General features: G+C 63.4%; 25 protein-coding genes. 3 read left to right on the plus strand and 22 right to left on the minus strand.

What is annotated here, in order from left to right:
• Positions 1–5: 5 nt before the first annotated feature.
• From ACUN9V_RS13895 to hexR, 14 genes are all read right to left on the minus strand, one after another.
• Positions 6–2,387, minus strand: a complete 2,382-nt coding sequence (locus ACUN9V_RS13895) for an MMPL family transporter (protein WP_445511817.1) — start codon at positions 2,385–2,387, stop codon at positions 6–8.
• A 32-nt stretch (positions 2,388–2,419) separates the two neighbouring features.
• Complete coding sequence (locus tag ACUN9V_RS13900; RefSeq protein WP_445511818.1) at positions 2,420–2,974, minus strand: outer membrane lipoprotein carrier protein LolA; 555 nt, start codon at positions 2,972–2,974, stop codon at positions 2,420–2,422.
• A gap of 60 nt (positions 2,975–3,034) precedes the next feature.
• The gene (locus ACUN9V_RS13905; protein WP_445511819.1) at positions 3,035–4,054 is read right to left on the minus strand and encodes an LpxL/LpxP family acyltransferase; all 1,020 of its coding nucleotides are present in this window, start codon (positions 4,052–4,054) and stop codon (positions 3,035–3,037) included.
• Complete coding sequence (locus ACUN9V_RS13910) at positions 4,051–4,806, minus strand: glycosyltransferase family 2 protein (protein WP_445511820.1); 756 nt, start codon at positions 4,804–4,806, stop codon at positions 4,051–4,053. Before ACUN9V_RS13910 ends, ACUN9V_RS13905 begins: the two co-directional genes overlap by 4 nt.
• Positions 4,796–6,619, minus strand: a complete 1,824-nt coding sequence (locus ACUN9V_RS13915; protein WP_445511821.1) for an AMP-binding protein — start codon at positions 6,617–6,619, stop codon at positions 4,796–4,798. The genes ACUN9V_RS13910 and ACUN9V_RS13915 overlap by 11 nt, the downstream gene beginning before the upstream one ends.
• Positions 6,606–7,292 (minus strand): hypothetical protein, encoded by a 687-nt coding sequence (locus ACUN9V_RS13920; protein WP_445511822.1) that lies wholly within the window; start codon positions 7,290–7,292, stop codon positions 6,606–6,608. The genes ACUN9V_RS13915 and ACUN9V_RS13920 overlap by 14 nt, the downstream gene beginning before the upstream one ends.
• Positions 7,293–7,308: 16 nt before the next feature.
• Positions 7,309–7,575 carry a phosphopantetheine-binding protein gene (locus tag ACUN9V_RS13925; protein ID WP_075563015.1) on the minus strand — a complete coding sequence of 89 codons (267 nt, stop codon included), beginning with the start codon at positions 7,573–7,575 and terminating at the stop codon, positions 7,309–7,311.
• Positions 7,576–7,724: 149 nt separating this feature from the next.
• Complete coding sequence (locus tag ACUN9V_RS13930; RefSeq protein ID WP_445511823.1) at positions 7,725–8,414, minus strand: beta-ketoacyl synthase chain length factor; 690 nt, start codon at positions 8,412–8,414, stop codon at positions 7,725–7,727.
• A gap of 577 nt (positions 8,415–8,991) precedes the next feature.
• On the minus strand, positions 8,992–9,336 hold the full coding sequence (locus tag ACUN9V_RS13935) for an NINE protein (protein WP_445511824.1): 345 nt from the start codon (positions 9,334–9,336) through the stop codon (positions 8,992–8,994).
• A 72-nt stretch (positions 9,337–9,408) separates the two neighbouring features.
• Positions 9,409–9,990 (minus strand): type VI secretion system-associated protein TagO, encoded by a 582-nt coding sequence (locus ACUN9V_RS13940; protein ID WP_445511873.1) that lies wholly within the window; start codon positions 9,988–9,990, stop codon positions 9,409–9,411.
• A gap of 211 nt (positions 9,991–10,201) precedes the next feature.
• Positions 10,202–11,698 (minus strand): PhnE/PtxC family ABC transporter permease, encoded by a 1,497-nt coding sequence (locus ACUN9V_RS13945; RefSeq protein WP_445511825.1) that lies wholly within the window; start codon positions 11,696–11,698, stop codon positions 10,202–10,204.
• A complete protein-coding gene (locus ACUN9V_RS13950) occupies positions 11,695–12,423 on the minus strand; it encodes an ATP-binding cassette domain-containing protein (RefSeq protein ID WP_445511826.1) in 729 nt (242 codons plus the stop codon). The genes ACUN9V_RS13945 and ACUN9V_RS13950 overlap by 4 nt, the downstream gene beginning before the upstream one ends.
• A 5-nt stretch (positions 12,424–12,428) precedes the next feature.
• Positions 12,429–13,283, minus strand: coding sequence for a putative selenate ABC transporter substrate-binding protein (locus ACUN9V_RS13955; protein ID WP_445511827.1), 855 nt, complete (start codon positions 13,281–13,283; stop codon positions 12,429–12,431).
• A gap of 138 nt (positions 13,284–13,421) precedes the next feature.
• Positions 13,422–14,282 (minus strand): transcriptional regulator HexR, encoded by an 861-nt coding sequence (hexR, locus tag ACUN9V_RS13960; RefSeq protein WP_110691328.1) that lies wholly within the window; start codon positions 14,280–14,282, stop codon positions 13,422–13,424.
• Positions 14,283–14,515: 233 nt separating this feature from the next.
• On the opposite strand from hexR, the gene zwf reads away from it, so the two are divergent.
• Genes zwf through ACUN9V_RS13975 form a run of 3 tightly spaced genes read left to right on the plus strand, consistent with a single transcriptional unit; the run spans position 14,516 to position 17,386 of the window.
• On the plus strand, positions 14,516–16,000 hold the full coding sequence (zwf, locus tag ACUN9V_RS13965; RefSeq protein ID WP_075563025.1) for a glucose-6-phosphate dehydrogenase: 1,485 nt from the start codon (positions 14,516–14,518) through the stop codon (positions 15,998–16,000).
• On the plus strand, positions 15,987–16,691 hold the full coding sequence (pgl, locus tag ACUN9V_RS13970; RefSeq protein WP_075563026.1) for a 6-phosphogluconolactonase: 705 nt from the start codon (positions 15,987–15,989) through the stop codon (positions 16,689–16,691). The genes zwf and pgl overlap by 14 nt, the downstream gene beginning before the upstream one ends.
• Positions 16,692–16,723: 32 nt before the next feature.
• The gene (locus tag ACUN9V_RS13975) at positions 16,724–17,386 is read left to right on the plus strand and encodes a bifunctional 4-hydroxy-2-oxoglutarate aldolase/2-dehydro-3-deoxy-phosphogluconate aldolase (RefSeq protein ID WP_075563027.1); all 663 of its coding nucleotides are present in this window, start codon (positions 16,724–16,726) and stop codon (positions 17,384–17,386) included.
• Positions 17,387–17,488: 102 nt separating this feature from the next.
• Here ACUN9V_RS13975 and ACUN9V_RS13980 read toward each other — a convergent pair whose 3' ends face one another.
• The 8 genes from ACUN9V_RS13980 to edd form a co-directional block, all read right to left on the minus strand.
• Positions 17,489–18,664, minus strand: coding sequence for an acetyl-CoA C-acetyltransferase (locus tag ACUN9V_RS13980; protein ID WP_075563079.1), 1,176 nt, complete (start codon positions 18,662–18,664; stop codon positions 17,489–17,491).
• A gap of 16 nt (positions 18,665–18,680) precedes the next feature.
• Positions 18,681–19,328, minus strand: coding sequence for a CoA transferase subunit B (locus tag ACUN9V_RS13985; protein WP_075563028.1), 648 nt, complete (start codon positions 19,326–19,328; stop codon positions 18,681–18,683).
• Position 19,329: 1 nt separating this feature from the next.
• A complete protein-coding gene (locus tag ACUN9V_RS13990; RefSeq protein ID WP_075563029.1) occupies positions 19,330–20,031 on the minus strand; it encodes a CoA transferase subunit A in 702 nt (233 codons plus the stop codon).
• A 318-nt stretch (positions 20,032–20,349) separates the two neighbouring features.
• Entirely contained in the window at positions 20,350–21,318 is a 969-nt protein-coding gene (locus ACUN9V_RS13995; protein WP_445511828.1) for a carbohydrate kinase family protein, read from the minus strand.
• Between the two features lie 155 nt (positions 21,319–21,473).
• Positions 21,474–22,349 carry an aldo/keto reductase gene (locus tag ACUN9V_RS14000; protein WP_445511829.1) on the minus strand — a complete coding sequence of 292 codons (876 nt, stop codon included), beginning with the start codon at positions 22,347–22,349 and terminating at the stop codon, positions 21,474–21,476.
• The gene (locus tag ACUN9V_RS14005; RefSeq protein ID WP_445511830.1) at positions 22,346–23,263 is read right to left on the minus strand and encodes a D-hexose-6-phosphate mutarotase; all 918 of its coding nucleotides are present in this window, start codon (positions 23,261–23,263) and stop codon (positions 22,346–22,348) included. Before ACUN9V_RS14005 ends, ACUN9V_RS14000 begins: the two co-directional genes overlap by 4 nt.
• The gene (glk, locus tag ACUN9V_RS14010; RefSeq protein WP_445511831.1) at positions 23,260–24,219 is read right to left on the minus strand and encodes a glucokinase; all 960 of its coding nucleotides are present in this window, start codon (positions 24,217–24,219) and stop codon (positions 23,260–23,262) included. Before glk ends, ACUN9V_RS14005 begins: the two co-directional genes overlap by 4 nt.
• Positions 24,216–26,066, minus strand: a complete 1,851-nt coding sequence (gene edd / locus ACUN9V_RS14015) for a phosphogluconate dehydratase (protein WP_445511832.1) — start codon at positions 26,064–26,066, stop codon at positions 24,216–24,218. The genes glk and edd overlap by 4 nt, the downstream gene beginning before the upstream one ends.
• Positions 26,067–26,217 lie beyond the last annotated feature (151 nt).

Here is a 26,217-nt window from a genome sequence, read left to right on the forward strand (position 1 = left end):
CAACCTCAGCCATGCTCGCTCTCCCGTGAGGACTGGTTTGGGGAACCGTGCGTCGGATACGCATCATCGGCCGGCCGTACCCAGGGGACCAGCGCCCAGACGCTCGCCAGACCGATCAGGCACGTCAATCCCAGATAGTGCAGTGCCGGCGTGGCGCTGAAGGCGAGCATCCCGAACGCCAGCAGGCTGGTCAGCGTCGACAGCGTGATTGCCAGCCAGGCCGACGGCCGCCTGGCGTGTTCCACGTTGAAGATACCGGCATCGAGGCCGATTCCCAATACCAGCAGCAGACCCAGTTGATTGAAGATGTTAAGCGGAACTCCGGTCACGGCGAACGCCGTCAACACGATCAGCGTGGCGCCGAAAGGCGGTACGATGACGCGCCAGGCGCGGCGTCGGTATCTCGCCACCAGTGCCAGTGTCATCAGCACCATAGCGAGTGCCACCCACATTGCCGTATGCCGCCGCAGTTCGCCGAGCAGGCTGCCGATTCGGCTGACCCGGTCCACGTATTCGACTGTGGCTCCCTGGTGGGTCTGCGATTCGGCCAGCGCGCGTAGCGTCCTGTCGACATTGGCGTTTCTGGCGCCGGACACGACGACCGTCGCGGCCACGCCGCCATCGTCCGTCTCGCCCAGCCACAGCCGCTGCTGGAGCGAACCCAGTGGTGTCTCGAGCCAATTCGCCAGGGTCAGCATCGGCGATTTCTCGAGCTGGGCTCTGGCTTTCTCGGCGACCTCGGCCGGCAGCCCAGCACGCTGAATGAGCTCGTCAAGCGGCGCGCCATAGAGCTTGCGCACCCGCGCCAGATTGGCCTGCTGCTCGGCGGCTGTCGGCACCGAGCCTGCCAGCGACTGGTATTCTATCTCGAGCCCTTCCCCAATGGCTTGATCGAGAGCGCTATCCAACTGCTCGAGCCGCGCCAGCAGCGCCTGGGTATCTTCGGCCTGAACCAAAAAATAGCGGCTGCCGGTATCGCGATCGAGCAGTTGCTGGACGCGCGCCTCGTCCTGCATCAGCGCCGCGGGCGAGGGGTTGAGCAGCGCCAGGCTGTCGTCGCTGGTCAGGCGCAGGGCACAGACGACGATCAGCACGACAGCGCCGGCCAGGGCGAGCCATGGCGACAGTCTCCAGCGGGGCTGACACAGTCGCCACCAGCCCGTCGCCAGGCGGACGGTGAAGGGGCTTGAGTGAAGCGTGAAGCGCGGCAGCCACAGCACCACGGTGAACCAGGCGCCGATCAGCCCGAAGGCGGCGAAAGCGGCCATCTGGCGTAACCCGGGCATCGGCGTCAGCGCCTGGGCCACGTAGGCGATGACACTCGAGATCAGGCCCAGCGTGAGGCTCGGCAACAGCCGACGCAGCCTGAAACCTCGGCCTTCGATGGCGCGATCGCACTGCAGATGCAGCACGTAGTCGATGGCGATACCGATCAGGCTGGCACCGAAGGCCAGGGTCAGCAGATGCAGACGGCCGAAGATGCCCAGGGTCAGGGTCAGCGCGAACAGCGAACCCGCCAGCAGCGGTACCATCAATTGCAGTAGTACACGGGGCGAGCGAAACACGAACCCGATGATCAACAGCACGCCGAGCAGCGACGCCGCGCCGATCGTGGACATCTCGTGCTTGGCCTGGCGGGCGCCGGCCGCAGCGTGAAAGACCAGGCCCGAGCGCAGCAGCTCGGCATCGGGATGCTGCTGCTGAAACTGCTCGAGCGTGGCGTGCAGCGCCGTCTGCATCGGCAGATCGTAGGGCGAGCCTTTGAGCTCGCCTATCAGCACGCTCCACTTCTGGCTGTCGCGCTGATGGCTCCGGTCCAGCGTCAACAGGCCGTCGGCGGCGCTGATCGGGCTCTGCGGCAGCTGTGAGAGCCAGGCATCCAGCAGGCCGAAAGGATCGGCGACGGGATCCGGTCGCGCCGTCGGCGAGAACAGCTGGCGCAACGCCGGGTCGACCAGCGTGCTGCCACCGTCGGTGTCGATGGCCTGCTGCCATCGAGGCGTCAGCAGGCGATAGCGCCATGGCCCCATCCACTCGTGCGGATCGGCGTCGGCCAGATCCAGCTCGCGCCAGTCGATACCGGCGAGCTGGCCGTCATCGACCAGTTGCTGCAGCGATCGCCCCAGTGCCTGTGTCGTCGCGACGCGATCGTCGTCGCCGAGCAGCAACAGGAAGCGATTCTCGAAGCCGCGGCCCAGTTCGCGGTCCGCCTTCTCGACCAAAGGCGCTTGGCGATCCGCGGGCAGCAGAGCGGTCAGATCGGTATCGGCGGGCAAGTCCTGGCGCAGCATCCAGCCCAGCCAGACGGCGCAGAAAGCCAGTGCGACGAGCCAGAGCCAGCCCAGCCGGCGATAGCCCAAGGTCTTGATGAATCGATCAGACTTCATGATTCGCCCAGACTTCGTGATTCGCTCAGGCTTCATGAATCGTTCAGCGGATGCTGATCGAACAGGCGGACTTCGAGACGATCGCCATCGGGCGTACGCATGTCGAGATTGTCGATGGTGCGGACACCGCGAAGGGTGATGTCGGAGATGCGTTCGCGCAGCGCGGCCTCTTTCGGCGTCAGCGCTACCTGCCAGGCGTCCCGGTTTCCGGAGAGTTTCAGCGTGAAGCGTGATTCCAGCGCCTGCCAGTCGCCTTCCAGCAGTTGCAGGAACAGCTGGGCGACCTGCTCGCCACCCGGCGGCGCGGCCTTGCCGCTGCCATCGGTGATCGCCTCCGGGGTCAATTCGATGCGCTCCTCGACCGGCGTCTCCAGCTGCCAGACCACCCGCTTACCGCGCTCGAAAATGAACGTGCCCTGGCTTGTCAGTGAGCTATCCAGATCCGCCAGTTCGCGCTGCTGTTCGAAGCGGCCGGCCACGGAAGGCGTGGCGGCGAGCTGGCGCTGCAGATCATCCAGATCGAAAGCCTGGGCGCTCATCGGCAGCAGCAACAGCAGAAGCGTGATAAACCCTCGATGAAGCGGCATGGTCGAATCCTTGTGGTGTCTCATCGTGCGAGTGATCGGGGCTTTCTGAAACAGCCCGGGTCAACCGATCGAACGCTCGTCTTTGGGGTCGTCATGGTGATAAGCGTCATGGTGAGTGTCGGCATCCGCGTGAGCGTCGGCGCAGTCCAGCCAGAAGGGGAAGAAGTTGAACCACTGCAGCGGCGTCTTCTTGCACTGACGAGTGAGCCAGTCGACGTAGCGCTGCATGGCGCTGTCGATCCACGCCGAACGATCCCGACGGCTCAGGTCGCTGGTGTCGTCGAAGTGATCGAAATCGATCCGGTAGCTGGTCGCTTCGCGAAAGCAGCCGATGGTGTAGACCGGGCAGCGCAGCAGGCTGGCCAGCCAGAACGGCCCTTCGGGAAAGCGCGCCGGGTGGCCCAGAAACGGCAGGGTACGGGCGCGGCCGCTGTCGCTGATCGGCACACGGTCGGCGGCGATGACCACGAAGCCGCCTTCGGCAATTCGCTGGCCCAGCTTCATCGCGGTCGAGGGCGTGATTTCGCTGACCTCGATGATCTCCGGCGGATTTTCCCGGTGAGTCGAGCGGGCCAGCACCTCATCGAACTGGCTGGCGTTGCGGGTATGCATCAACAGCGTGGCGCGGAAGTCGTCCTGCATGTCGCTCATGGCGGTACAGATTTCCATGTTGCCGACATGGGAAACGAACATGATGCCGCCGCGTCCGCTCATCACTGCCTGACGGAATCGCTCGCGGGTATCGCCTTCGAAACTGAGCGCGGGCGGAATTCCGCTCCAGGCGTCGATCTTGTCCATCAGGCTCTGCCCGAAGCTGCGGAAGTGGCGCAGGCTGAGCCAGGTCAGATGCTGGGGCGCTTCGCCGTGAAGATGACGCCAAAGCCGGGTCAGGTAGGTGTGCGATGCCCGTCGGTGCAGCCCATGGGCGATGTAGTAGTAGACGATCACCAGTGCCAGCATGATCTGGAACGGTAGCCGGCCCAGCTTGCGTCGGATCCAGACCATCGCGCGAACGCCGCCGGCGGTGCCGGTTTCACGGATTCTCGACCAGTGGTTGGGATTGCTGCTGACCGGTGTCATGAGAGGGTTTCCTGGCGGCGGTTCAAGAGATCGGGAAGGCGCCTGAGCATGCCGAGCAACAGACGCGAATGCATCGCGGCGAGGAGTACGTTGTCTCGCCACAGCTTGAAATGGGAGACGCCATCGGTCGGATAGCGAACCCGCACGGGGAGATTGCTGACACGCCCGCCCTGCCAGACCCAGCGCACCGGCAGTTCGCTGTCGAACTCCATGCGATTGCCACAGGGATGCTCGGCGACCAGCCGGTTGACTGCCGCGACCGGGTAGAGCTTAACCCCGCACATGGTATCGCGCAGCGCGAACGACAGCGTTGCCAGCCACACCAGGGAGTGCGTGATATAGCGAGAGTAGAAGCGGTGTCGGGGCACGCTGGCATCGAAGCGGGGATAGCCGATCCGCAGGGTTTCGTCGTCGTCGCGGACCCCCTCGACGAAGGGCGGCAGATCGTCGGCTTCATGCTGGCCGTCCGCATCCACCTGGAGCGCATGGCTCAGTCCGCGGTCGGCGGCCCGTGCCAGGCCCGCTCTCACGGCGGCGCCCTTGCCACGGTTGACCGGCAGCCGGACCAGCTCGACGTTGCCCGCCTCGGCAAGCGTATCCAGCACCGCGGCGCAGTGCGCGTCGCTGCCGTCGTCGACGAGGATGATCGGTAACTGTAGCCGTCGAAGCCGATCCACGGTCTGCCGGATGGCTTCGGCATGGTTGTAGACGGGAATCAGTACGGCAATGTTGGCGGGGTTGTCACTCGGCATGGGCGCCATCCCTCGAAGGTTTACTGTCGAACGTTGGCCGGCTCACCAGAGCGACGCGACCGGTGACATGCTTGCCGCGGTGGCTATCGCACTCGAGAAGCAGGCTCGCGCCTGCGTCTCCCTGATGAGAGGCATCCTGGCGAAGGCGGAGCGTCAGCACGAAACGGTCACCGGGCAGCAGTGGCTGGGGAAAACGCAAGCGCTCGAGGCCGGCAAAATCGGCGGTCAGCGCGAACAGTCGGCGCGCCTGCTGCATGGCCCAGTGCACCAACGTCATACCGGGGAGTACCGGATGGCCATCGAAGTGGCCGTCGACATAAGCGCAGCGCTCGGGGACTTCCAGCGTGATCTGCCAGCCATCTTCCAGCGCGCATTCACCCAGCCAGCGTGGCGCACGACGGTCGTCCAGGTCCTGAAACAGGCGTTGGCGAATGTCGGCGCTCAACTTGCCCTGGGCATTGGTAGGCCAGTGACTCACGAAGCGCCAGTAGCGGGGCAGGGCGGGCGTCTCGAAACGCGCGGCCAACGCCCGGCGCAGGTGCTTTACCGTCTCGCGATGTTGAGCGTGATCGTGAGGCAGCGCCTCCGGGGCCAGCTGGATGATCGCGGCCAGACGTAGATCCCGCCGCTGCAGTGTCAGCGTCTGCGCTCGCTCGACGCCGGGCAATTCAGCCAGGGCGCGATCCATGGCGGTCAGCGAGATGCGCTTGCCGCCGATCTTGACGATGCGATCGGTCCGGCCCAGCAGCTCGAATCCGTCATCCGTCAGCACGATCAGGTCGGCCTGGCGCTGCCATCGATCCGGCGACTCCAGATGGCGCGAGCGCAGCCACAGGCGACTGTCCGCATCCTGATCGACCTCAACACCGGGAAAAGGGGTCCAGGTCGAACCGCGCTGCTGCACTCTCCAGCCGATGCCGCCGGTCTCGGAGCTGCCATAGACTTCGTGGACCGCCGTTCCCAGACAAGCTTCGACCTGATCGCTGGCGTCTCGCGATAGCGGCGCGCCCGAGCTGTAGATCGTGTCGAGCGCGCCGCTCACCGGTGCCCAGTCCGGGGTTTCCGGCAGACGTGACAGTGCCGGTGGCGCACTGACGAGAACCATCCGCAACTCCTCGTCCCGGCAGCTCTGCAGCCAGGTACGCAAGGTTTCCGGATAGCGACAGGGTTGGGCCGAAAAGGGGCTGCCCTCGCAAAGCGGCCGCAGGATCGAGAACAGCAAGCCGTAGATATGCTGATGACTGACCTGGCTGACGACGAGATTGCCTTTCAACGGCCACAGCAAGGCCTGCGTCGCCAGCTCGGCATCCAACTGGCCGAAGCGCTTGTCCAGCCGCTGTGGCTCGCCGCTGGAGCCGGAAGTGTAGAGCGAGACAGCGATCTCGGGCAGCGGTCGAGTAGACCACTGCGGCGGCTGGCTGGTGAGCGGCCGCGCCGCGTCTTTCTCGCTTCCCGATGCCGCAGCTTTCTCGCTTCCCGACGCCGGTACGATCTGACCCAGCGCGATACCCGTGTCGCTCAGGTTTCGAAGCGTTTCGGGCTGATTGTCTGCAGGGAGGATGACGTGATCGCCACGCTCCCAGATGGCAACCAGCGCCGCACTGAACTCGACCGGGTCCGGTTCGTAAAGTCGCCAGCGACCGCTCGGGTTGGGCGTACCGGCCAGCCGCTGCTGCCACGCGCCAATGCGCCCGTGCCACTCTCCGACGGTCAGCCAGCGAGCCGGGCCGCCGTTTTCTGGCGGCAACCAGGCGATGGGCGTTGCCGGGGCGGGCTCGCGCCAGGGTCGCTCGCTCAGCTCACGAAACGTCATGGGACACCTTTGCCGGACGAGCACCGTCATCGAGATCCTCGTTCTGGCGCTCGTCGTCCAGACCGGCTTCTTCCAGACCGGCTTCTTCCAGACCGGCTTCTTCCAGACCGGCTTCGGCCCGGCGCTTGACGCGCTGACGGATACACCACTCGCCGACGAACATGGCCAGCATCAGGCCGTAGACGATGCCGCCGTTGTACCAGGCCCAGGTCTCGAGATCGGCGTAGATCGCAGTGGCCAAGGCGATACTGCCGTTGATCACGAAGAAGACGCACCAGGCCTGGGTGACGCGCCGGGTATAGCGAACGGCGTGCGGCGGCAGAGCCGGTTCCTGTCGGCGGGCGTAGCGTTCGATCAATGTGGGCGGATGGCGCAGGCCGTGAGAAAAGAGCAGCAGCAGCCCCAGGTTGACGACCACCGGCCACAGCCGCAGGCCGAGTTCCGCGCGACCGGTTGCCATCAGCAGAACGAGCAATGGCAGCAGGAGCCAGCCCCAGCGGCGTTGAGACGGCGGCAGTCGCCACCAGGCAACGGCGGCCAGCCCGATCAGCAGCGGCCAGGCGCCGTAATGCGGCAGGAGGAAGTGGACCACCAGCGGCCAGAGCAGGCCGATGATGCCCAGCGCCAGCAAGAGCAGGCGCCTGGGGCCGTTGAGAGAGGCTGTCGGAATCACGCTGACACCGCCGGGTTCATTTCTGGCGACGCGATTCGACCAGAGACGCCAAGCTTTTCAGATTGGCGAAATGCTGGCGCGAGGATTCCGCTTCGGATTCCAGCGTGATGCCGTAGCGTTTCTGCAGCGCCAACCCCAGCTCCAGCGCGTCGATGGAGTCGAGCCCCAGGCCTTCGACGAACAGCGGCTCTTCGGGATCGATGTCATCAGGGGTGACGTCTTCGAGTTCCAGCGTCTCGATGATCATCTCTTTGAGTTCGTGTTCCAGCGCGGTCGTCGCCATTGGTCTTGATCGTCCCTATTACTCATTCATTATCAATTACTGTCGCCTGAATTCGAACCAGACGCGGTGCCGGTGTCGGCCGGCAGCAGCGGCATCTCATGACGTAGGAATGAGACACCGCTCGAGGATATTGCATCGTGGGCCGCGGATCATGACGGAAGGTCCGCGAATTGCCAACCGCGCTGGCTGATCGGGCATGTCACGCGCTCACGCCGGTCCATCAACCAGTCGATGATATCGAGCGGCTGCACGGTCGGGCCATCGAGCGCCAACGGCGTTTCCGTCAGGCGCCGGGCACCTGCCGCGGGTTCTCTGCCGAAGCGCAGGGCGACGGCGGCGGAGAACGACTCGGGAGCGTAAGCGGCAAATCGCTCTGGCACCGGTTGATCGCTGAACACGACCACGAGGCTCGAATGGTGATCGGCAAGATAGCCGCGGGTTTCCGCGACCAATGCCGCCCACTCTCCGCCACTGGCGGCGATCGCCTGCTGGCTGCGTCGGTTGCCACTGGCAATGGAATAGACGCCCACGGTGGCGTTGTGTACCGACAGACCGAAGCGGGCCGGAGACAACGGCTCACCTTCATCGAGGCCGTACAGCATCTCCAGCGTGCGCTCGCCGTCTCCATGGCGCGAGGCATGCAGGACGAGGCTGTCGGCATCGGGGTCGATCGCCGCGAGCATGTCGCAGACCGCTCGCCCGAGCAGGTTGAGACGACGTCGCAACATCGACGGAACGGCGGTGCCGTCTGGTTTGTCCCGCGTGTCGAGTCGGGGCTCGTCATCGGCTACGCGATGCGGGGTCCAGCCTCGCCAATCGTGTAAGTAAAGATCTGCCATAGCGCCGTTGTAACGATCCGTATTGCCAAAACTTTACGCATCATAACGGAAAAGCAGGCATACGCGGTGCAAGCATTATGCATTCTAGCGGGGAGCTGACTGCAGGGGGGCGAGGCGAAACAAAGCGCCGAACCGGAGTCCGACGCGCCCTGGGAGGACGATCCCGTGGGCCGGACAAGCCTACCTTCGGTCACCCCAAATGGACTTGATGCAGGTTAAATTACCATCCGGCATTGCTAGAAAAGCCGAATGCGGCCGCTCATCATGCGCGATCCTTTGCAATTCGTGCTCGTTACTCCGCAACTCGATGGACTGACACGTTACGAGCAGTAGGTCTCGAACGAAAGGAAGCGCTAGGTCGTTACAAGGTGGCGGCAGAAGCTAGCCGTGCGCTTGATCTTCCTCTCTTCGAGATCGAGGGAGGGGGGAACAGATAGGGCTGCTCGGAAAACTCGCCGGTGATATAGCGTGCCATGATGAACACTGCCCAGCAGGAAGCCGGATGGGCAGTGTTTCAGCCGAGACCGTGTTTTGACACAGCCTTCATTCACAGCGGCGCATAGTGTGAATGCTAGTTTTATTGATTGTTGTATTTTCGATCAAAACTATCCTCACTAATAACCAAGAAGTAGATAAATTCACAAAAGGCTATTAACGCTGGAATAAAAGTCCAACAAAAAAGCAGATACATCAAGCCAACAATAGCTTGTCCCAGATAGAATCTATGGACGCCGAAGCCTCCTAAGAAGAAAGCCAGAATTGCCGCCACCCATTTCGTCCGGTTTGTACCGGATGCTCGCGAGTTCGCACCACAATGAGGACAGCTTTTAGCGGTATTATGAATGTGTTTTCCGCAGCCCTGACAATACACCATATTAGCGCCAAGAGGCTGAGGTTGCTGCTGTGCTTCGATACTAGTCATATGTGGTCCCTTGTGCGCCCTGACAGACAGGGTTATTTTTAGTTTGGTAGTTCAAGTTAAACCGATAAACTGTCACCAATGACACGCCGTGCGCAGTGGTTTGATGGCTTGTTCCAGCCCGGTGATAGAAAATGTCACGGTTACGGGCGACTGATTAAATGGAGTGGCTTGCACTACCATTGAATCATGCCCAAACATATCTTTGATAAACGGGATTGATCTCCCCCCAGACCATAATCCTAGAGCTTCATTATTCGTAGAAACGTCCATTGACTGAGTCACCGCAGGCTTGTCATCTACACGATATCGCACTCGGCCATATCCCTGGATATCAGCCATAAAGTTTTCAGCGAATCCGAAATATGCTTGAGTGGTGTTCTCGCTACACCATAGATGAAGAGAGGCTTGGCCGGACCCGCCGAATCGCTTCGCTATAGTGTCCGTCGATGACAGTGAGACCGAAACCGTCTTGCTATCGTCGAATTTAGAACTGCTCTCGTTCACATACCACTGACTAACCGTAGATCTAGAGGTGGCTGGGCGATTTTCCATGTCGTAGCATCGAAGCCGTTGGGTATTGTCGTCGACATCTGAACAATCAGATGCTAAGGCTGGCAGTGAGCAAGGCGCGAGAAGGATCGCGCCTGCTAGCATTGTAATTTTCTTCACCTAGCCACTTCCTGAAATTTAGTGCCATTCTAGCGCCCAGTACAGAATGTCACAAAATATTTCTTTGTGCGATATATACGATAGTTTGTGTAATTTGTGAATTTTTTAGCCACTGAATAGTGAAGGATCCAAAAATGACAAGCATCGCCCTTACTGGTACGTCTAATTGTATGTATGAGCCGGATTTCCCCATAAACTAGCGACTACACGGATCGTCCAGCGGGACCTCGCGGGGGCGGAAACGGCGGGAGAGGGCGTCGACGCCGATGTTGAGCACGGCGGTGACCAGCAGCAGGAAAAAGGCGTGGTCGAACATGAGATATTGGAAGCTGGAATCGATGTAGAAGCCGAGTGTGGCGACACCGAGCATGCCTAGCAGGGCGGTCTCGCGCATGATGACTTCCGCGCGATAGCAGATCAGCGCGAGCAGGTTGGGGTAGAGCCTGGGCAGTAGTTCGTAGGCGTAGCGCCCGGAAGCCGGCAGGTCGGCCATTCCGGTTTTCAGACCATCGGCATGGCGCGCGACCAGAAAGGCGATCACGGCGCCGTTGTGCAGGGCGAGCGCAAGCCAAGCCGGCAGCATCGAAGGCCCGAGCATCAGCAGGAAGATGAACGCCAGCATCAGTTCCGGGGTCGAGCGCAGCACGACCAGCATCAGCCGCCCGCCAACGCGCTGCCATGGTCGCCCGAAATGGCGGCTGGCCAGCGGCCACAGCAGCAGCGCCAGGACCAGACTGCCGGCAGTGCCCATGAGTGCCAGCAGCAGCGTATTGCCGATCGCCGGCAGCAAATCGGGCAGGCCGGCCAGCCAACTGCCCATGCCGGCCAGATCGCCTTGGAGCAGGGGCGCGGGCCATAGATCCTGACTGACGAATTGCCACAGCAGGTCACCGTCGACTTCCGGCCACGGCCCCAGACAAAACAGCGCGCCAATCAGCAGTATCGGCAGCAGGCGGCGGTGCCCCCACCACTGCAGGGTAGCGATCAGCGCATAGAAGACCCACAGCAGGGCGCCGGCTTCACCGAAACGCCCTTCGCGGAACGCACTTTCGAGATAGAAGCCGAGGGTTGGCAGCCCGACGAAGCCGAGCAGCACGCTGGCACGCATGGCACATTCGAAACGGTAACGGGTGTAACTGGCGAGACGCTCCCACACCAGCGGCAACTCGGCGTAGAGAAAGCGCGACAGCCGGTCGACCCCGCCGGGCAGTGCGTCGGTTGGCGCTCTGGGCGTGAGCTCGAGAATTTCGGCATAGACCTTGGCGAAGATGCCGGCGTAGGGAATGGCCAGTGCGGCGAGGGCGGTGACTGCCGACAGGCCGAAGACCTGAATGAACAGCAGGGCCCAGAACAGTTCGTGAATGGCACGGACGAAGGCGCAGAAGGCTCGCACCATTCGCGAATGGTGAAACAGCAGCGCCAACGGGAAGCCCAGTATCGCGCCGATGAAGGTGCCCCACAGCGCGACGCTGACGGTCAGGGCGATCGCTCGTAGTGGGTTTTCCAAGCCGAGGAAATCGGGCCAGACGAACCCGTGGAGCATGCGCCACAGCTCTCCCCACGGATCGACAGCGATGATCCGCAGATCGGCAAAGGGCAGCAGTAGCAGGCACAGCAGGATCAGCGCCAGCGATCGGCGTGCCAGCGTCAACCCGGGGCTGTTGCCTCGCAATAAACCCGGTGCGCCACTCATGTCGACGATGCTGCCCTGTCCTCACCTTTCGCCTCGCCCTGTGCTTCGTCCTTCGTGTCGCCTTGGGTCGCGTCCGGATAGAGCGCGTCGAGTCGAGCCAGGGTCAGCTCGCGGGTCGGGGCGTCGAGCACCACGCGGCCATCACGCAGGCCGATGATCCGATCGAAGTGACCCAGCGCCAGGCGGTGCTGATGCAGGGCGACGATGCTGGTGGCGTGGCGAGCCTGAATGCGTTCCAGCAGTCGTCGCGCCTGATGGGGATCGACGCTGGCCAGCGGTTCGTCGCCCAGGAAGATCTCGCGCTGCTGGTAGAACGCCCGAGCGATGGCCACGCGTTGGCGCTGTCCGCCGGAAAGCTGCTCCACCGGGCGGCGTAGCAGGCCCTCGAGACCCAATTCATGCGCCAAGGTCTCGACGGTCTGCCAGGCTTCTCGCCGGGGTCTGGCGAGGTTGAAGAGGTTGGCCAGCGCGGAATGTCGCTCCAGCTGCCCCATGTAGACGTTGTGGTATACCGACAGCAGAGGCACCAGGCCGTGTCCTTGGGGGCACCAGGCGGCGGTGTTGCCCAGGCGGCGACGAATCTCGGCGAGCAGCGTCGACTTGCCGGCGCCACTCTGGCCCAGCAATGCCACTCGTTCGCCGGCCTTGAACGACAGCGTCAGCCCTGGCAGCACGACGTGCGTGCCGTGCCCCAGGTCGACGTCTTCGAAGCGCAGTAGCGACATGGGCCTCAGCGCAGCAGGCCGATGGATTTGCCCACCGATTCTATCGGACCATAATCGTCATTGCTGGCCGGAATGAAGCCCGACCGCGGGAAGCTCTCCAACAGCTCCGGGTCGGTCATGTCGAGCAGCGCCTTCTGGACCTTGTCGGTGAAGCCGTCGCCGTAACGCTCGTCGGCGTCGCCGCGCAGCGTCCACTGATAGTCCGGATAGGTGGGGGATTCCCAGATCACCTCGACCTTGTCGGTATCCACTCGCCCGTCCTCGACGGCCGCCTGCCACACGGTGAAGTTCACCGCGCCGACGTCGTAGGTGCCGGATTCCACCAGTGCGATGGTGCGCGAGTGATCACCCGAGAAACCGACGCGGGAGAAGACCTGGTCGGGGGCCTTGTCGAAGCGCTGACGAATGAAGTGTTCCGGCATCAGGCGGCCGGACGTGGAGGTCTTGGCGCCGAACGTGAACGAGTGGCCGCTGACCGACTCGGGTAGCTGATCCTGCTCCGGTTCGATGCCGGTCGAGGTGTTGGCGATGAAATAGCTGCTGAAAGCGGCGTCTTCCTTGCCCTGGGCGATAGCCTTCGACCCCGGCACCAGCTGGCGTGCCTGGACACCGGACAATCCGCCGAACCAGGCCAGTTGAACCTGATCGTTACGGAAGGCCGTGACCGCGGCACCGTAGGAGGTGACGGGGACGTATTCGACATCGACGCCGAGCTGCTCGGAGAGATAGTCGGCGACCTTGGAAAAACGCTCGACCAGGCGTGACTGGTCCTCGTCCGGAATCGCCGTGAAGCGAAAGGTGTCGGCGGCGTTGGCGGCCGAACAACCGAGCAATAGAACTAGAGCAAGCATCCAGCGCATGAGAAAACGGCCTCGCGGGTATTAGAAGGCGCCCATGATAACCGGATTCGGGTGACGGCATTAAGCCGCGAGTAGTCGTAGGAGATCGCGGATCCCCCGCAGCATCGATGACCTTGCAGACGCGCTGGCGGGAAGCGCTCAGGGCGCCTTCGGCGCGAACTTGGTCGGCCGCAGGCTCTCTTTGATCTTCTTGAGGTGGGGCAGAAAAGATTCGCCCCGGCGCAGCGTCACACCGGTCGCGAGCACATCGATCAACGCCATGTGCAGCATCCGCGAACTCATCGGCATGTAGACTTCGGTGTCTTCCGGCAAATCGACGGGAAGTAGGTCGGTGCAGACATCGGCCAGGGGCGAGCCATCGCGGGTAATGCCGATCACCAGTGCGCCGCTATCGCGGGCGAGCTGGGCGGCTTCGACCAGGTCCCGAGTGCGGCCGGTATAGGAGATCACCACGATGACGTCGCCGGTATGGGAAGCCGCCGCGACCATGCGCTGCATCAGCACGTCGTTGTAGGCGGCAACCGGCAGGTTGAAGCGGAAAAACTTGTTCTGTGCATCGAATGCGGCCGGCGCCGACGCGCCCAAGGCGAAGAAGTTGATCTGGCGCGCCTGGGAAAGATGATCGACGATGCGTTCGATCCGCTTGGGATCGATCGCGCGGCGGGCCTCGTCCAGTGCGGCAATGGTCGCGCCGATGATCTTGTCGGTGTAGGCCGTGGCGTTGTCGTCGCTTTCGACACTACGGCTGACATAGGGCGTGCCGCCGGCCAGACTCTGGGCCAGCTGAATCTTGAAATCCGGGTAACCCTTGGTCTCGAAATTCCGGCAGAAACGGTTGACCGTGGGTTCGCTCACTGAGGCAGCCTGTGCCAGAGTGGCTATGCTCATGCCAATCGCCGCATCGGGATCCTGAAGGATGACGTCGGCGACCTTGCGCTCCGAACGATTCAGTTCGTCGACCCGCGAACGAATGCGGGCAATCAGATCGTGGACTGCCATGGCTACGAGCATCTCCTTGCGGCGGAATGACTAGGCTTTTCATCGAGCAGGCCCTGCATCCTAGCCTTTGCCGACAGGTGCGCCAAGCGCCGATACTCAGGGGGCGCCAGTCCGAGATCCCGAGGCACGGTATACTGACGAGAGATCGGTAATTTAGTTACGAAGTTGAATGTCAAATGTCACACGAGTGGCGTATTTTATTCGTAAATTAACGACTTTAGCGGAGGGAGGCAATGACTAGAGAGGCAACGCCCAACGTGGATCTGGCGCTGTTCGGCGCCCTTGGCGATCTGGCGCTGCGCAAGCTCTATCCCGCGCTCTATCACCTGGATCGCGACGGTCTGCTCGGCCCCGATACTCGAATCCTGGGGCTGGCTCGGCACGAGCATGATGGCGACAGTTTTCGTGGCTTGGTGCTGGATATGCTCAAGAAGCGCGTCAAGCCCAAGGAGCTCGAGCAGAAGTGTCTCGATCGCTTTCTGGCGCGGCTCGAGTATTCACGGCTCGACTTCGATACCGTCGAGGGCTACGAAAAGATTCGGGATTGGCACGCCGAGAGTCCGGATGCGACATGTCCGCTGACGATTTATTTGGCGGTGCCGGCGAGCATCTACGGGGCGATCTGCGCCAACCTTCAGCAGAGCGGCAGCCTGGATGACGACTCCCGCGTCGTGGTCGAAAAGCCCATCGGCTACGATCTCGAGTCTTCCCACGAGATCAACGACGCCATCGGCGCGGTCTTTCCCGAGTCGCGCATCTACCGGATGGATCACTATCTGGGCAAGGAGACCGTCCAGAACCTGATCGCGCTGCGCTTCGCCAATCCCATGTTCGGCAACCAGTGGAACCAGAGCCAGATCTCGCACGTCGAGATCACCGTGGCCGAGCAGGTCGGCATCGAAGGGCGCTGGGGCTATTTCGACAAGGCCGGCCAGCTTCGTGACATGGTCCAGAACCATCTGCTGCAACTGCTGACCATGCTCGCCATGGATCCGCCGGCCAATCTCGACGCGGACGCCATTCGCGACGAGAAGGTCAAGGTGCTCAAGGCGCTCAAGCCGCTGGAAGGCGAAGACCTCAACCGACACGTGGTGCGCGGCCAGTACGTGGCCGGCACCATGGGCGGCGAGAGCGTGCCGGGCTATCTCGACGAGGAGGGCGCCAACACCTCCAGTACCACCGAGACCTTCGTCGCCATGCGTCTCGAAGTGGCCAACTGGCGCTGGGCCGGCGTGCCGTTCTATCTGCGCACCGGCAAGCGTCTGCCGGAAAAGCTTTCACAGATCGTGATTCATTTCCGCCAGCAGCCGCACTACATCTTCGATCCCGATCAGCGCAATCTGGCTGCCAACAAGCTGGTGATCCGGCTGCAGCCGGAAGAGGGCATCGCGCTGCAGGTGCTGACCAAGGATGGCGGTCTCGACAAGGGCATGCGGTTGCGCCCCGGCCCGCTGCACCTGGATTTCAACCACGCCTTCCCCAAGGAGCGGATCCCGGATGCCTACGAGCGCCTGCTGCTGGAAGTCATGAAAGGCCAGCAGTATCTGTTCGTGCGCCGCGATGAGGTCGAATACGCCTGGAAATGGGTCGATCAGCTGATCGACGGCTGGGAAAAGCGCGACATCCCGCCGCGTCGCTATCCCGCTGGCTCCTGGGGCCCGGTCGCCTCCATTGCGATGATCACGCAGGACGGACGTTCCTGGTATGAAGACTACTGATACCCAGTCTACCGAGCCCAAGGCGATCGGGGGCCCACGGGAGCAGATCGCCGTCCAGCTGGCGGAGGCCGCCGCTCGCGCATTGACGGCCGATCTCGCCGACCAGCCGCGCGCGCTGCTGGTCGTCTCGGGCGGGTCGACACCGCTGCCGTTCTTTCAACGTCTTGCCGAGCAGGCGCTGGATTGGTCGCGGGTCGACGTCACGCTGGCCGACGAGCGCTGGGTGGCCGCGGATCATCCCGACAGCAATGCCCGCCTGGTCCGGGAAACGCTGCTCGTTGGTCCGGCGGCGGCGGCCACGTTCCATTCGCTGACCACGGACGATCCCACACCGGAACAGGGCGTGGCGGCGGTCGCCGCGCGTCTGGCCGCGCTGCCCTGGCCGGCCAGCCTGGTCGTTCTCGGCATGGGCAACGACGGCCATACCGCGTCGCTGTTCCCGGATAGCGGCGAGCTCTCTCTGGCGCTGAGTACCGATGACAGCGTCGTGGCCGTGAGAGCGCCCAGCGTGTCGCAGCCCAGGATTACCCTGAGCGCCGCGCGACTGCACGATGCGCGGCGCCATGCGCTGCATCTCGTCGGTGATGCCAAGAAGGCAGTGCTGGCCCAGGCGCTCAGCGGAGACGACGTCCGCGAACTGCCGATCCGGGCTTTCCTGACCTGTCCGCTGACCCTCTATTGGGCGCCCTAGCGCCGGACCTCTTTCAAAGGAACCATTTCGATATGTCATCCGAACAACGCTTTCCCACCGCTCACATCGAACGTCTGGATGCGATCTGTCGCTCGGGCGCGATCATTCCCGTGCTGGTCATCGAGCGTCTCGAGCACGCCGTGCCGCTAGCCAAGGCGCTGGTCGACGGCGGTCTCGACGTGCTCGAGATCACGCTGCGTACCGACTGCGCGGTCGAGGCTATCAAGCAGATCAAGCAAGCGCTGCCGGACGCGGCCATCGGTGCCGGGACGGTGCTCAGCATCGACCAGTATCGACTTTGCGAGGAGATCGGCGTCGACTTCGTGGTGACGCCGGGCACCACGCCGGCGCTGTTCGAGTACGGCGTCAACAGCAGCGTACCGCTATTGCCGGGCGTGGCCACCGTTTCCGAAGTCGTTACCGGCTGGGAATATGGCTACCGTCGTTTCAAATTCTTCCCGGCGGAATCGAACGGCGGTGCCAAGGCGATGAAGTCGTTTGGCGGCCCACTACCGGAAGCGCTGTTCTGTCCGACTGGCGGGGTCACCGTGGATAACGCCGCCGACTATCTGGCACTGCCCAACGTGATGTGCGTGGGCGGTTCCTGGATGGCGCCGAAATCCCTGATCGATAACGAAGACTGGGCGGGTATCACCGAACTGACGCGGGCCGCGACGCAGCGCTATCCGCGTTGATGATTCACTGAACGACAACGACACCGCTATAAAAGAAGGCCCGATCCATGGATCGGGCCTTCGCTTTTAAGGTTCGCGTCTCGAGGAGCAAGTGCCTGGCGCTTAGCCGCGCTCGATCGCCGTTGCCACGCCCTGGCCGCCGCCGATGCACAGCGTCGCCAGACCGCGCTTGGCATCGCGACGCTGCATCTCATGCAGCAGCGTCACCAGGATGCGCGCGCCGGAGGCGCCGATCGGATGGCCCAGTGCAATGGCGCCGCCGTTGACGTTGACCTTGTCGTCGCGCCATCCCAGATCCTTGGCCACGGCCAGCGTCTGGGCGGCGAAAGCTTCATTGGCCTCGACCAGGTCCAGCTCGTCGATGGTCCAGCCGGCCCGCTCCAGGCAGCGGCGAGTCGCTGGCACCGGGCCGATGCCCATGGTGGCCGGATCGACGGCGGCATTGGCATAGGCGCGGATGGTCGCCAGAACCGGTAGCCCGAGCTGGGCGGCCCGCTCGGCGCTCATGATCAACAGCGCGGCGGCACCATCGTTGAGCGAAGAGGCGTTACCGGCGGTCACGCTACCAGTCTTGGAGAAAGCCGGCTTGAGCTTGCCAAGCGACTCGGCGGTAACACCGTCGCGGGGCTGCTCGTCGCGCTCGACGAGGATATCGTCGCCGCGTCGCTGCGGCACGCTCACCGGGGTGATCTCGGCGTCGAAGCGCCCGCCGTCCCGCGCTGCGCAGGCGCGCCGTTGGGACTCGGCGGCGTAGGCGTCCTGCGCTTCCCGGGAGATATCCCACTGTTCCGCGACGTTCTCCGCCGTGATCCCCATGTGATAGTCGTTGAAGGCGTCCCACAGGCCGTCGCTGATCATGCTGTCGAGCAGCTCGGCGTGGCCCATGCGCAGCCCGGTACGGGCCTTGGGCAGCACGTAGGGCGCGAGGCTCATGCTCTCCATGCCGCCGGCGACGATCGCCTCTGCGTCACCGCAGCGAATCGCCTGCACCGCGAGGTGCACTGCCTTCAACCCCGAGCCGCAGACCTTGTCGACGGTCATCGCCGGCACGCTGTCGGGCAAGCCCGCCTCGATCGCGGCCTGACGCGCGGTATTCTGGCCCAAACCGGCGCGCAGCACGTGGCCCATGATCACCTCGTCGATACCGGCGGGATCGATGCCCTCGAGCACGCGGCGGATGACGGTCGCGCCCAGGGTCACGGCGGGAACGCTCGACAGGCCACCCTGGAAGGTGCCGATCGGCGTGCGCGTGGCGGCGACGATGACGACGTCGCGCATGGTGGCTGCCGTTTCTTCAGACATGGGCCGTCTCCCGCTGGTCGATCAGTTCGCAGCCGGTGGCTTCACGAATTTCCTCGAGGGTGACGTCCGGCGCGAGTTCGGCCAGCGCCAAGCCGTTTTCGGTGACGTCCATCACGCCCAGGTCGGTGATGATGCGGTCCACCACGCCGACACCGGTCAGCGGCAGGCTGCACTCTCCCAGAATCTTGTGTTCCCCCTTGGCGGTGTGGCTCATCAGCACGACGACGCGCTGCACGCCGGCGACCAGATCCATGGCGCCGCCCATGCCCTTGACCATCTTGCCGGGAATCATCCAGTTGGCGAGATCGCCCTTTTCGGAGACCTGCATCGCGCCGAGTATCGCCAGATTGACGTGGCCGCCGCGAATCATCGCGAAGGAATCGGCGTTATCGAAGTAGCTGGAGCCGGGCAGGGCGGTGACGGTCTGCTTGCCGGCGTTGATCAGGTCGGGATCGAGGGTCTCTTCGGTCGGAAACGGGCCGATGCCGAGCAGGCCGTTTTCCGACTGCAGCCAGACATCCATGCCCTCGGGAATATAGTTTGCTACCAGCGTCGGCTGGCCGATGCCGAGATTGACGTAGTAGCCGTCCTGCAGTTCGCCCGCGGCGCGTTCGGCCATCTGTTCCTTGGTCCAGGCCATGTCAGTTCGCCTCCCTGAGCGTGCGTTTCTCGATACGTTTTTCCGGTGTCGGGTTGTGCACGATACGGTGCACGAAGATCCCCGGCAGATGGACGTCGTCGGGGTCGATGGAACCGGTCTCGACGATCTCCTCGACCTCGACCACGCAGACTTTGCCGGCCATCGCCGCCAACGGGTTGAAGTTGCGCGCGGTCTTGTTGAAGCGCAGGTTGCCCGCCTTGTCGGCGACCTGGGCCTTGATCAGTGCCACATCGACCGGTAGGCCACGCTCCATCACGTAGTGCTCGCCGTCGAACTCGCGCACTTCCTTGCCTTCGGCGATCTTGGTGCCATAGCCGGTCTTGGTGAAGAAGGCGGCGATGCCGGCACCACCGGCGCGCAGCCGCTCGGCCAGCGTGCCCTGCGGGCAGAATTCGAGCTCAAGCTCGCCGGAGAGATACTGGCGCTCGAACTCCTTGTTCTCGCCGACGTAGGACGAGAGCATTTTCCTGATCTGGCGCGATTCGAGCAGCAACCCGAGACCGAACCCGTCGACGCCGGCGTTGTTGCTGGCAACGGTCAGATCCTTCTTGCCCGTGTCGCGCAGGGCGACGATCAACGATTCGGGGATGCCGCACAGCCCGAAGCCGCCGACGGCCAGTGTCATGCCGTCCTTGATGAGACCTTCCAGCGCTTCATCGGCGCTGCCAAACAGTTTGTTCATGTGTCCTCGTCCTGAAACGGAAGTCGCGCAGGGATCGCCTGGAAACCTCGTGGCCGATGTCAGAGTGAATATTCGACTCGATGTCCGAATGAACGTTCGACTCAAGGCTCGAGTGAATGTCCGAACATGATGCTCTCGCAGGCGATCGGTTGATGAGACATTACCATTCGAGGCAGGGCGCCGAAGGTCGATTAGACGATAGGAGTAGACGCCGTCGCGACAGGACGGCGTCGGGTGGCTTCGCGACACGAGCTTGGCGACATGAGCGTCGCGACAGCGTGTAAGCACGGCGAGGGCACCTTGGGGGGGCAGCTTGTCCTAGCGTGGCAGGTCGTCGAGATCCTCGGCGCCGGGCAGCGAGACGAAAGACCCGGCACGGGTGGCGGCAAAGGCGCCGCAGCGGCAGGCAAACGTCAGCGCCTCGCTCAGCCGGGCCTCGTCGGCCAGCCAGTCGGAGAGTGTCTCGCAGGTCACGTCGTCTCGTGACAGGGAAGCCAGCAGCCCGCCGATGAAGGCATCGCCGGCGGCAGTGGTATCGACAGCCTGCACGCTTGGCGGTATTGCCTGTTGCTGACGATCGGCCTGATAGGCGATCACCGGGCCCGGGCCATCGGTGATCACGATCAGCCGGGCACCCTTGGCCAGCCTGGCGCTGGTCCATTCGTCGACGCTGCGATGGCCGCGCAGGGTATCCAGCTCTTCGGTGGAAAGCTTGATGACGTGGGCACGTTCCAGCAGTTGCTCGACCAGTCCGATATCGACGTTGCCCTGCGGCCACAGCATCGCGCGCAGATTGACGTCGACGCTGATCAGGCAGCCGCCGCGGCGGGCGATACTGGCCAGGTCCAGCGTGGTGCGGGCAATGGCAGCGTCGGTCAGACTGTTGCTGCACAGGTGAACCAGCGCCGGCTCGGTGAAGATGCCAGATGGCAGGTGCTCGCGGCGATACAGCAGGTCGGCAGCGGGGGGGCGGTAGAAGTCGAACTGACGCTCGCCCTGAGCATCGCGGGAGACGAAAGCCAGCGCCGTACGAGCCTCGCGGGTCCGCACGACGTGCTGGGTATCGACGCCGTAGCGGTTCAGCTCGTCGACCAGAAAGTCGCCGAAGCGATCATCACCGATCATGCCGAGAAAGAGGCTGGGAATGCCCTGTCGGGCACACGCTACCGCGGCATTGGCCGGCGCGCCGCCCGCATAGGGTGTAAAGGTCTCGGGGCCGCTATCGTCGCCGAGACGGCTGGACAGCATATCGACGAGGGCTTCGCCGAAGGCGATGATGGGGGTCATGGGTTACCGACTCTCTTTTCTAGCGGGAATCCTGATGCGGCGTTCCTGATCTTGTTGAATCCGGTCTCGTCGAATCGGACTCCATCGAACCTGATTTATCGACCAACCAGTCCAATCGGTCGGTCTTGTCGAGCAAGGTGCCGCACCAAACGTCATCACGGTACGCGGTGACTGCGAGCTTCTTCCAGCAACGCAAACCACGTCGGGCGATCGAGTTCGAGATTACTGCTCAGCAGCAGATTGTCGATACGCCGTTCATTCAACGTTCCAATCACCGGTACCGGCTTGCCGGGCAAACGTCGCAGCCATGCCAGCGCCAGCCCGGCGGTAGTCGAGTTGAGCTGTTCGGCCAGCCGCGACAGCGCGCTGCCCAGCACGTCCTCGAACACCGAGCCACCACCGAGCGGCGACCAGGCCATCGGCGCCAGCCCGTCGGCCAGGATGGCATCGTAGAAACCGTCGAACAGGGCATCCGGATGCGCCAGAGAGAGCTCCAGCTGATGCACGCCAATTCGATTGTGCATCGACGCCTGCAGGCGCCGCCACTGTTCGGGCAGAAAATTGGAGACGCCTACGGCACCGACCTTGCCGGCGGCGATGGCGTCATCTAGCGCCCGTGCGGTGGCTTCGGCGTCCATCAAGGGGTCGGGGCGATGCAGCAGGAAGTGATCCAGACGATCGACGCCGAGACGCGAGAGCGAACCATCGATGACCTGGGTCAGATAGCGCTCGGAGGTGTCGTAATGCTTGACGCGAAAAGGTGACGTATCGCGATGGGGCAGAACGATATCGCCCTTGGTCACCACCCGAATTCGTGATTTCAGCGAAGGGCGTCGAGCCAGGGCCTCGCCGAAACGCTGCTCGCCCTGATGGTTGCCGTAGCTGTCGGCGTGATCGAACCAGTGCAGTCCTTGATCGACCCGAGCCTCCAGCCAATCGGTGAACTTTTCGACATCGTCGAATTCGGGGCGCTCGTACTGGCGCATCATGCCCAGGATGAAGGGCGAATCGAAAATCAGATCGTCGCTCACGCCGCGCTCGCCTCCCGCACGATCGTGGTGGACAGCAGATGCTGACCGTCGGGTACCAGCCATACCGGATCGACCCGCGTACAGGCGGCCTCTATACACACGAAGCGCAGGCCGGCCGAGGCTGGAGTGTCATCCGGTAGACCGTCGCCGGGATGCCAGACGACCGTCGAGTCGCTGCCTTGCTTGCTGATCAGCAACCGGCGCTGGCCGTCGTCCAGCACCACAGCGCGATTGGACTGGTAGATGCGATCCAGCGCGCCGCGGATGCCCAGTTCGCCCTGCTGATGGTGCTCGGCAAAGTGTTCGAGCTTGTCCAGATAGCGCGCGCCCGCCAGCCCCTCGACGCGGCACCGATGGGTATCGGCAACGGCGAAATAACTGTGCAGGGCTCCGGTCAGCTTGACCGGTGTGGTACCGGCATGGCGGGTCATCAATTCGACGGTCAGACGCTTGTCGTTGGCATGAATCACGACGTTGGGAACGAGCTGGTCGTGCAGGCGCTCTTCAGGAGAGAGGTGAATCTCGACGCCGCTGCCGGAAACGCTGTCGTCGACGGCGTCGACACGCCACGGCGCCGTGCGCGCGGGGCCATGCATGGGCCCCTTGCCATCCGGTGACTCGTCGGCGAACCACGGCCAGCAGACGGGAATACCGCCGCGGATGGCGCCCGGCATGGCTTGCGGCGTCGGCGTCACCCACAGCCAGCCATCTTCCGTGCCGGGAGCCGGTCGGGTGCTCGAGGCTCGCCCGGCTTCGTCGGCGAAAGGTAAAAAGTGCAGAACCTGCGCGCCCTGCAGCGAGATCGCAAGCTCGCCCCATTGGGCGTTGAGCAGCAGAAGACGTCGGCCTTCCCACTCGGCCTCTCGCTGGCCATCGGTCGCATCGATCAACTGCCGCAGCGTATCCGGGATCATGTCACCTCCTCGTTGTGCAGAGCTTCCGCCGCGCCCAGCAGTCCGGTCCACGGCGCGGTCACCACCCAGGTGGGGATGCCGGCATTGTAGGCGCTCAGGCGGCCCTTGTCGGCAAAGGCGCGACGGAAGTCGCTGCGTGGCAGCCAATCGACGAGACGCGGAATGATGCCGCCGCAGAGGTAGACACCGCCCAGCGAGCCTAGCGTCAGGGCGACGTCGCCGGCCGAGCTGCCGAGAATCTTGAGAAAGCGCAGCAGCGCCTCGCGGGCGACGCGGTCGCCGGCACGCGCGGCGCCGGTGACTTCGGCCGGCGTATTGTACTGCGCGGTGACGTTGAGCAGCGCGGCGTGAGCCAGGTAGAGATCGAGCAGCCCCTGGCCGCACAGCAGGCGCTCGATCGAGACGCGGTCGTAACGGGCGCGGAAGTAGCCGAGCAGCTGACGTTCGCGCTTATCGGTGGGGGCGAAGGTGGCATGGCCGCCTTCCGTGGTCAGCGGGATCCAGTGGCGCCGGCTGGGAACCAGGCCGGCCACGCCCAACCCCGTGCCGGGCCCCATGACCAGACGAGGACGGTGGGCCTCGGCCTCGCCGTCGCCGATCTTGACCAGATCCTTGTCGTCGATGTGCGGGATGCCGAGCGCCTGAGCGGTGAAGTCGTTGATGACCTTGAAATTCGACAGCCCCAGCTGTTCGGCAACCGCTTTCTTGGAGAACGCCCAATCATTGTTGGTCATCTTGACCCAGTCTTCATGAACCGGGCAGGCGAAGGCCAGGCAGGCCTCCTCGGGCGCTTCGGCGCCGACCTTCTTCAGGTAGGCCTGAATGGCCTCGACCAGCCCTGCGTAGTGGGTGCAGGGAAGCGTTTCGATCGACTGCAGTTCGACGCTGCCAGGCATGACCAGGGCAAAGCGCGCGTTGGTTCCACCGATGTCGCCGATCAGGGCGGGAGTGGTCATTTGTGCCCTCCGGGCAAGTCGGCGGCCTCGAAGCCGCCAAAGGTAGCCGCGCCTTCCTCGGCACCACCGACCAGCTGGCGGAAACCGGCGAACAGCTCGCGACCCATTCCATGATGATAGTGATCCAGATCGCAGGTCGCCGGTTCGCGTTGTGCCCAGGTTTCGGCATCGACGAGGGCTTCGAGTACGCCGTTGTCGGGATCGAGCAGCACTCTGTCTCCATCGCGCAGATAGGCGAGGGGGCCTGCGTCGACCGCCTCCGGCGTGACGTGGATCGCCGCGGGTACCTTACCAGAGGCACCGGACATTCGCCCATCGGTGACCAGCGCGACCTTGTGGCCGCGATCCTGCAGCACGCCCAGAAACGGTGTCAATTGGTGAAGCTCCGGCATGCCGTTGGCGCGCGGCCCCTGGAAACGCACGACGACGATGATGTCCCGGTCCATTTCGCCGCTTTCGAACGCGGCCCTGACCTGGCTCTGGTCATCGAAGATTCGCACCGGCGCTTCGACCCGGCGAAACTCCGGCTTGACGGCGGACACCTTGATCACGCCGCGGCCCAGATTACCGTCGAGCACGGCGAGGCCGCCGGTGGACGAGAACGGTCGGGTCACCGGTCGCAACACGTCTTCATCGAGACTCTGCTGCGTGCCTTCGCGCCATATCAGACGATCGCCATCGAGGAACGGCTCCTGGGTGTAGGCACTCATGTCGGTGCCGAAGGCGGTGCGCACGTCGGCGTGCATCAAGCCCGCCGAGAGCAGTTCGCGCACCAGGAAACTGACGCCGCCGGCGGCATGGAAGTGATTCACGTCAGCCTGGCCGTTGGGATAGATGCGAGTCAGCCCGGGGATCACCGTCGACAGCTCGGCAAAATCGTCCCAGGTGATGGTCAGGCCGACCGCGGCAGCCATCGCCACCAGATGCAGCGTGTGGTTGGTCGAACCGCCGGAGGTGAGCAGTCCGACCATGGCGTTGACGATGGCGTGGGCGTCGATCTGCTTGTAGAACGGATGATAGTCACCGCCCTGATCGCTGTTGCGGATCACCTGTTCGGTACTGAAACGAGTGATCGCGTCGCGCAGCGGGGTGCCCGGATTGACGAAGGAAGTGCCCGGCATGTGCAGGCCCATCATCTCGAGCATCAGCTGATTGGAGTTGGCGGTGCCGTAGAAGGTGCAGGTGCCGGCGCTATGGTAGGACTCCGACTCCGCTTCCAGCAGCGCGTCACGTCCGACCTTGCCTTCGGCATAGAGCTGGCGGATACGAGATTTCTCGGCGTTGGGCAGGCCGCTCGGCATTGGCCCGGCGGGAACGAACACGGACGGCAGATGGCCGAAGCGCGCCGCGCCGATGAACAGTCCTGGCACGATCTTGTCACACACACCGAGATACAGTGCGCCATCGAACATGTTGTGCGACATCGCCACCGCCGTGGACATGGCGATCACGTCACGCGAAAACAGCGACAGTTCCATGCCCGGCTGGCCCTGAGTCACCCCGTCGCACATGGCGGGCACGCCGCCGGCGAATTGCGCGGTACTGCCCATGCCGCGGGCGGCGGCCTTGATCAGCGAGGGGAAGTGCTCGAGAGGCTGATGCGCCGACAGCATGTCGTTGTAGGAAGAGACGATGCCGATGTTGGTGCTGTTCATCAGTTTGAGGCTGTTCTTGTCGCCGGAATTGCAGGCTGCGAAGCCGTGCGCCAAGTTGCCGCAGGAGAGTTCGGCACGGTGGACGCCGTGACGATGCTGCTGCTGCATTCGTTCTTCATAGAGACGGCGGCGATCGGCTGAGCGCTCCTCGATGCGCCGTGTCACACGGTCGACTGTGGGATTGAGCTTCATGGTTTGCCTCATCGAGCTGTCAGGGTTATTTGGTAAACTTACCAAAAAAATATCGACTTTGTTCGCAAATGAGCCTTTTGTATTAGGCTTTCGGAGTAATATTTTTTCATGCGCCAATGTTCTAAACTGCGTGTTCTAGACTGTCCATGAG

This window comes from Salinicola sp. V024, from assembly GCF_052645315.1.